At 66.5% G+C, this 6,687-nt stretch carries 4 protein-coding genes and 3 pseudogenes; 1 reads left to right on the top strand and 6 read right to left on the bottom strand.

Annotated elements, in window-relative coordinates; genetic code table 11:
- Positions 1-210: 210 nt before the first annotated feature.
- The 3 genes and pseudogenes from ACFY01_RS46665 to ACFY01_RS46655 all read right to left on the bottom strand — a co-directional run.
- Positions 211-570, bottom strand: a pseudogene (locus tag ACFY01_RS46665) (transposase family protein); the annotation flags it as partial.
- A gap of 205 nt (positions 571-775) precedes the next feature.
- A complete protein-coding gene (locus tag ACFY01_RS46660; RefSeq protein WP_390741870.1) occupies positions 776-1,198 on the bottom strand; it encodes an arsenate reductase ArsC in 423 nt (140 codons plus the stop codon).
- Positions 1,199-1,229: 31 nt separating this feature from the next.
- Positions 1,230-1,885: pseudogene (locus ACFY01_RS46655) on the bottom strand (aquaporin).
- 322 nt (positions 1,886-2,207) lie between these two features.
- Between ACFY01_RS46655 and ACFY01_RS46650 the strand changes: the two are divergent.
- Positions 2,208-2,351, top strand: a pseudogene (locus tag ACFY01_RS46650) (aquaporin family protein); the annotation flags it as partial.
- A 96-nt stretch (positions 2,352-2,447) separates the two neighbouring features.
- Here ACFY01_RS46650 and ACFY01_RS46645 read toward each other — a convergent pair.
- From ACFY01_RS46645 to ACFY01_RS46635, 3 genes are all read right to left on the bottom strand, one after another.
- On the bottom strand, positions 2,448-3,893 hold the full coding sequence (locus ACFY01_RS46645) for a Dyp-type peroxidase (protein ID WP_390741869.1): 1,446 nt from the start codon (positions 3,891-3,893) through the stop codon (positions 2,448-2,450).
- 57 nt (positions 3,894-3,950) lie between these two features.
- Positions 3,951-4,535 (bottom strand): hypothetical protein, encoded by a 585-nt coding sequence (locus ACFY01_RS46640; RefSeq protein ID WP_390741868.1) that lies wholly within the window; start codon positions 4,533-4,535, stop codon positions 3,951-3,953.
- Positions 4,536-4,699: 164 nt separating this feature from the next.
- A complete protein-coding gene (locus tag ACFY01_RS46635) occupies positions 4,700-5,821 on the bottom strand; it encodes a catalase family protein (protein WP_390741867.1) in 1,122 nt (373 codons plus the stop codon).
- Positions 5,822-6,687: the final 866 nt, after the last annotated feature.

Here is a 6,687-nt window from a genome sequence, read left to right as displayed (position 1 = left end):
ACCCGCTGGAACAGCTCCCACAACTCGTCCGGCACCAGCCGCTCAACGATCCTCGACACGACCAGCAGCTTACCCAGCCAAATGAGATGATCTCTTAGAGGGCATCTGATCAACCTTCACTCTGTTGTGAGTGGGATCCGAGAGTCCTCGCGATGGCCGCCGCGATCTGGCGAAACCACAAGGCTGGCGCCCCGGTCATGCGGTCGCTGGTCGGTGCTTGTGGGAGAAGTCCGTCCGGCTGTCGCCGACCCGGTCGCACTCGGCGAGGGTTCCGTCGAGCAGCACCTGCTCGGGATCACTCTCCCGCAGGACTCGCAGCAGGCCGGGCGCCCGGTGGGACAGGTGATCGACGAGGGCCGTCATGTAGGCGTGGGCGGTGCCGACGGATATGCCGAAGCCGGCCGCGATCTGCGCGAGTGGGTCGTGCCGGCGAAGGTAGATCAAGCCGACGAGAGCACGCTGGTGAGGCGGGAGCTTGCAGCGGCGGTCACCCTCGCGGGTGACGATGAGCATGGCTACCCACTCGACCAGGGCGTGAAGCAGGTCGAGTGCGGCAGGGTAGGGAACCAACGAGGCTCCTGCGCTGATGAGTTGAGACGTCGAACACCTCTCTCAACGGCACAGGAGCCTCGTGCGTTGCGGACGTCGGCCTCGTCACCCGATCAGGGGCCACCCTGAAAAAGCTCACTGAACACATCCAACTTATTGGTGCCGCACCCGAGAGGTGCAGGACGCAGCTGGTAGATCGCCAGCACTTGGTCGGTGTGCGTCGGCGTCATGCCGCTGACGGAATGCCGAGTTCGGCGAGCAGGCCGCGTACGCGCTGCTCGATCTGATCCCGGATGGGCCGCACGGCGTCCACGCCCTGGCCCGCCGGGTCGTCCAGTTGCCAGTCCAGGTACCGCTTGCCGGGGAAGACCGGGCAGGTGTCTCCGCAGCCCATGGTGATCACCACGTCCGAGGCCTGCACGGCCTCGGTGGTGAGGATCTTCGGCTGCTGGGCGGAGATGTCGATGCCGACCTCTTTCATGGCTTCGACCACGGCCGGGTTGACGGTGTTCGCGGGGGCGGAGCCGGCCGAGCGGACCTCGACCTGCCCATCGGCGAGGTAGGTGAGGAAGGCGGCGCCCATCTGGGAGCGGCCGGCGTTGTGGACGCAGACGAACAGCACCGACACATGCGGGGCGGGAGCACTCATGGCAGGCAGTCTTTCTCGGGAGCGGGGCAGATCAGGAGGAGGCGAGTTCGGTTTCGCCGTGCGGGACGACGGCCTCGTCTGAAGCGGGAGCGGGACGGCCGTAGACCGCCGCGACGGCGCCAAGTCCGAGCGCGGCTCCGAGCAGCTGGGCCGCGATGAAGGGGATGACGGAGGCGGGGGCGATGCCGGCGAAGGTGTCGGTGAAGGTGCGGCCGATGGTCACTGCCGGGTTCGCGAACGAGGTGGAGGAGGTGAACCAGTAGGGGCCCCGATGTAGGAGGCCACCGCGAGCGGGGCGAGTGAGGCGCGGCCGATCCTGCCCAGGCCGAAGATCAGAAGGATCAGCCCGGCCGTGGCGAGGACCTCGCCCAGCCACAGGTGGCCGGCGGACCGGTCGTGGGTGGAGAACTGCACCAGCGGCTTCGCGAACATCGCGTCGGCCAGGACCGCTCCGCCGATCGCCCCCGCGATCTGGGCGGGCACGTAGGCGGCGACGTCCCGCAGGGTGAGCCCGTCGGCGGTGTGGCGGCCGGTGAACCAGGCCGCGAGGGTCACGACGGGGTTGAAGTGCGCGCCGCCGCGCCTCGCCGCCGTCAGCTCGGCGGCGGAGCCGGGACGGTAGAGCAGGGGGCTGGAGGCTGGCCCGCGGCCGGTGACGCCGACTGGGGCCTGTACCTCCCCGTGCACCGCGATCCCGTGACGGGTGTCGTCCTGGCGGAGATCCGAGCCACCGCACCGCGTCGCCGGTAGCCGCCGACAGCGAGACCCCGGGCCTCGACGGGCCCGGGGTCTCGCTGTCGGCGCGGGTGACTGGCGCCGCGCTGGTCGGCGTGCGGGGCCGCGATGGGCGGGGCTCGTGGTGTGCGGGCCCTGCTCCGCGCGGCCTCAGTGCCGGCAGCGGCCTCAGTGATGGTCAGGGCGGGGTCGGCGGAGGTCTCTGGGTACTGCCCGGCGTCCTGGACCAGCTCGCCGCTTTCCTGACCCCACCGCAGACCGCAGGAGCCACCGCGTGAGCGCATCCCTCGGCCGCCGCATGGCCGCCGAAGCCCTGGGAACCGGGCTCCTGGTCACGGTCGTCGTCGGCTCCGGCATCCAGGCCACCGAACTCACGCCGGACGTGGGCGTGCAACTGCTCGCCAACTCCCCCGCCACCTCCCGTCCTCAGCGGGCCAGGTCCGCGCGTCCTGACCCAGATCGGTGCAACTCGGGGTTCGTGAAGCTTGCGGTCGTCAGGGGGTCGCGAGGGCTTTCAGGATGGTTCGGCTCGTTCATCAGCGTGGCCGCTGGATTGGCGGAGCTCCCCGATCCATCTCAAGGCGGACAGGGAGGGCATGAAGAAGTATTCGCCGCCGCGCAGCACGTTGAATGTCTGGATGCCGTGGATGCGGCGCCGGACCGGATGTTGCGGGATGGTGAACGTCGCCCCGTCCTCCTGCAGCCCGACGTTCGGATCGCGTTCGTCGCCCAGGTCCATGAAGTTGCCGTTGTTGATCCACTCTTGCTGCAGGAACTCCATCGTGGCCATTGCCTTGGCGCTGAGGAAGATGAAGTAGGTGCCGCGTGCTACCTCGTCGTCCTGCTCCGAGGTCGCGTCAGGGTCGTAGGGTGCCCCGTAGGTCGTGCTGCGCCGGATGATCCGGTGAATGTTCACGTCGGCGAGTAGGGCCATCTTGGTGTCGCGCGGGTTCATGCGCCGCATGTGTGAGCCGAGCGGCACCTGCCGGCCGTGCGGATCCGCGGCGTAGGTGAAGTCGTTGTTCCGGCGCGCGTCCGCGCCGAGCGCTGGGTCGTCCTGCGTCGGGGCGAGCGTCAAGGGCGCGCCGCTGCGCCAGCGGCCCACCAGCTTCGCGGCGAGCAGTTCCCGCTCGTGCTCAGTCTGCGCGTGCTCGCGCAGGAACCGGTTGAACGTCCCGACGCGGGCCTGGTAGTTGCGCAGCCCGACGAAGGTGCCGTTGCGGCCCAGCACGTCCGGCCGGGGCATCGGCAGCGGCACGCCGGCCTCGCCGGGGTAGCCGAGGATGAATTCGCCGGCCTTGATCGGTGGTCCCTGGCCGGGCAACGAGTCGACGCCGCTGCCCTCGATGGCCGGCTGGCCGATCGAATCTTTGTAGCCCAGCGGGTTGAGGTCGCCTGGCTGGGCGCCGAAGTCCTGCATCAGCATTACGGTGACGCCGGAGAACCCCTGATACTGCTGGCCCGCGGTCTCCATCGCGCGGCGCCACTTGTCTTCCGTGTCGCTGAAGATGCTGACCGCGATGTGGATCTCCCCGGTGCCGAAGGGCCTTTCCCAGTTCGTCGGGTCGTTTGGTCCGTAGTCCCGGAGCTTGTCGGCGCGTGCGGCCATCCCCACGCGGAATGCTTCGGGGAAGGACCGGAAAGAATCCTCCGGCAGGCCTAGAGCCACCAGCCCGGTGGAGCTGATGGCGATTGAGGTCCAGACGTCGCCGGCCTGCCACCAGTCGGCGGCAGAGTCGACATAGCGTGTCAGCCGCTGCACGAATTCGCGGCCGGCCTGGGCATCCTCCACGTGGAGCATGACGTGCGTGCCGTAGTAGGGCTCGGGCCGGTAGCGCAGCACCGTCGCCTGGATGTCGTCGAGCTCCACGGTTACGGGGGCACGCGGAAGGTCGCCTCCGAGGCGATCGACGAGCGGCATGGCGTTCTCCCCACAAGAAACCGAGACGAGCCGGCTCACGGGGACACTCTCGCCGGGTGGCGCGACCGCACCCCGCAGACCGTCCGGGTGGCTGGACTAGTCGCTGATCTTGTCCAGGAATTCTTCCAGCGCGTGGCCGACGCGGTTCAGCCGCCTGGTCTCCGCCACCGTCAGATCTGGATTCGCGACGTACCAGCCATCGGCCGGGATCTGGTACTTCGCGATCCAGTCCTTCACCGACGGGCTGCGCGTTCCCGGCCATTCCACGCAATTGCACATAAACAGATCCAGTTCGTCCGGGATCTTCGTTGCGAAGTCGTCGATGTAGGGGTCCCACTCATCGTCGTAGGCGGTACAGAAGAGCAGCTTCCTGTCGTTGTCAAGGAATACGAAGCGCATATCGTGGACGGTGCCAACCCTGTCTGTGTCATCGAAGTTTCCGTCCCGCAGCTGCAGGAAGGCGCGCAGTCGCTCTGCTCCACCTTCCACGAACGGAGCGATCAGGGTGAGCTCCGAGACCCTGCCCTGCCGACTGCCGACCCGGCCAGCGGATTCCATCCGCGTTCGCGGCTTCCCCACAATCGACGTCGCGCCTTTTTGGAGTACGTTCTCCAACGCCTGCTTTCCCACCTCCGGCGCGTCGGCGTAGAGCTCTCGCAGCTTCTGGATGTTCTGCTCCACGGCCTGATCGGGTTCCGGTGCGGTCGCTGTCCCTTCTTGCATTGTCATAGCTGTCCTGTCCTTTCGATCCGGTTCGATTCCTGCGCCCGGATAATGGCCACACGACCCACGGATGCGCCGCGGACCGGGTGGTTACCGCCCGAGCCGGGCCCGTGGGCCTCTGATCACGGCAACACCGAATCGGCACTGGTCGGCTCGGTTTGCGGCTGGTGGTTGAGCGTCCGGCGGACCTTGGCCGACGCCGTGTAGATCCGTCGCACCTGCATGATTTCGCCCAGCGGGCGGTGAGCGGAGGTGACACGCCACTGATTGAACGCGAGCGCGTCACCCTTCTCGAAGTTCTCGGGTCCCGAGATGTCCTGGCGCGGTAGATGCACGCGTCCCACGGTGACAAAAGGAGACAACTTTTCGGGCCATTCCACGGTCAGGACGTTCACTGGCATCGCCGTGAGGTCCGTGCACAGCTGGACCTGAAGATCGAAATTGAATGGTCTCGCCTGTAGCTCGTCCGCCAGCGTCGGATAAAACACGTCCGGGCCAATCGTGAGGTCGAGATCACGATGGATCACGTGCGTGGCGCTCTCTGCGGCCGGCGCGACACGTATCTTGGCGATGTAGTCCCCATGACGTACCGCGCCCATGCTCCAGAACGTGGTGAGCAGCGGATTGCGCACATGCGTCTGCGTTACCAGCCTCACGATCGCGAATAGCTCGTCCCATGCCCACTCTTGCTGCTGCAGCTGGCCCTTGCCCGTGAGCACATCCGCCAGCAGCTCGTGGAGACCCGCCTTGCCGCGCGTCAGGTAGTCCTGCGCGTTGTTCGCGATGTCCTCGATGAACAGGTAGTGTTTCGCCGTATTGCTGATGAAGATGGGATTATTTTTGAGCACGAGGTCGAAGGTGGTCGAGTCCGGCTCGTCTTCGACGAGTTTTGGTCCGTCGATATCGAATATTTTGATCGCGAAGCCAAGGCCGGGTCCGAGTTGTGCGTCCGTGCCCAGGTGGGTGGACGTGCTGGAGAAGCGAATCAGTGCGCCGTGGCGGCCCGGCTTGGCATAGATGCCCTGCGCATACGCCGCCGGCACATCAGCCAAGATCTCGACTTCTGCCTTGACCAGGCCGAATGACTTCGCGTGCGCGCCGCGGACGGCCCGCCCGGTGCCCTCGGTACTCGGCGATTCACGGCCCTTTTTCTCCCAGAAATCGATGATCTGTGCCAGCAGCTCGTCGAGATGGGGATCGATGGTCTCGATCTCAGGGGTGTAACGAACGAACTCGGATGACATCTGTCCGCTCCTCCAAGTCGGTCTCGCTTGTCCCGTTCGTTCAATGCTTCTGGCTCTGCTGAACTCCACCCGAGTAATATTTGGCGGCCAAGTACAGCCTTGAGTACTGCTGGACTTGATGGTCCCGAGTGTGCCCGGCGCTGTCGGCGACTGGCGGAGGTTGCCGCTGTCGATCCACTCTTGTCCGAGAACTATCCATCGCCTCGGCACTAACTCTGATCATTCATGCGCCCAGCAGACGGGAGGTGACCTCGTGCAGGTGATCTCTCGTCGTAAGCCCGTCGTCGCTTGCCGGTGTGAGTCCGGTCCGGGTACCTGCCAGGAGGCCCAATGTCCGAGCACGCTGGGGCCCGGTCTTGAAACGGGTCAACTACAGACTGGGGCAGTCGCCGAAGGCGCATCACCCGACCTGAGTTGCATCATTAGGGTGTAATCATCGCATGCGTTGGGCAGGAGCGCGAGCCGTTCGAGGGCGGCGGTGATCTCGCCGGAACGGCCCGCATCTGCACAGACGGCCCCCGTAGAGCCCGGCGGACCGGGCCGTCTGTGGGCCGTCCGAGGGCGGCCAGCGACGACCGACAACGGCCAATGACGACCACAACCCCGCAGCTCTCCGGCGGAGTGTGGGGCGACGCTGCACCCCACCGGAGGGGCGGTTCAATACCGGCGCTACTGATCACGGCTCTCGCTGACCAGCGAGGCTGACGAAGCCCACGGCTCTGAGCTGCTTAAGAGATCATCTCATTTGGCTGGGTAAGCTGCTGGTCGTGCCGAGGATCGTTGAGCGGCTGGTGCCGGACGAGTTGTGGGAGCTGTTCCAGCGGGTGGTGCCGGAGGCGCCGTCGCGACCTCAGGGTGGTGGCCGG

The sequence above is a fragment of the Streptomyces sp. NPDC001480 genome (genome assembly GCF_042894725.1).
GTDB lineage: Bacteria > Actinomycetota > Actinomycetes > Streptomycetales > Streptomycetaceae > Streptomyces.
This window is presented reverse-complemented; position numbering and strand designations above follow the sequence as displayed.

What these genes read in the sequence shown, in the direction of transcription:
- ACFY01_RS46660 (WP_390741870.1), bottom strand. Translation starts at nt 1,198, where the DNA reads ATGAGTGCTCCCGCCCCGCATGTGTCGGTGCTGTTCGTCTGCGTCCAC.
- ACFY01_RS46635 (WP_390741867.1), bottom strand. Translation starts at nt 5,821, where the DNA reads ATGTCATCCGAGTTCGTTCGTTACACCCCTGAGATCGAGACCATCGAT.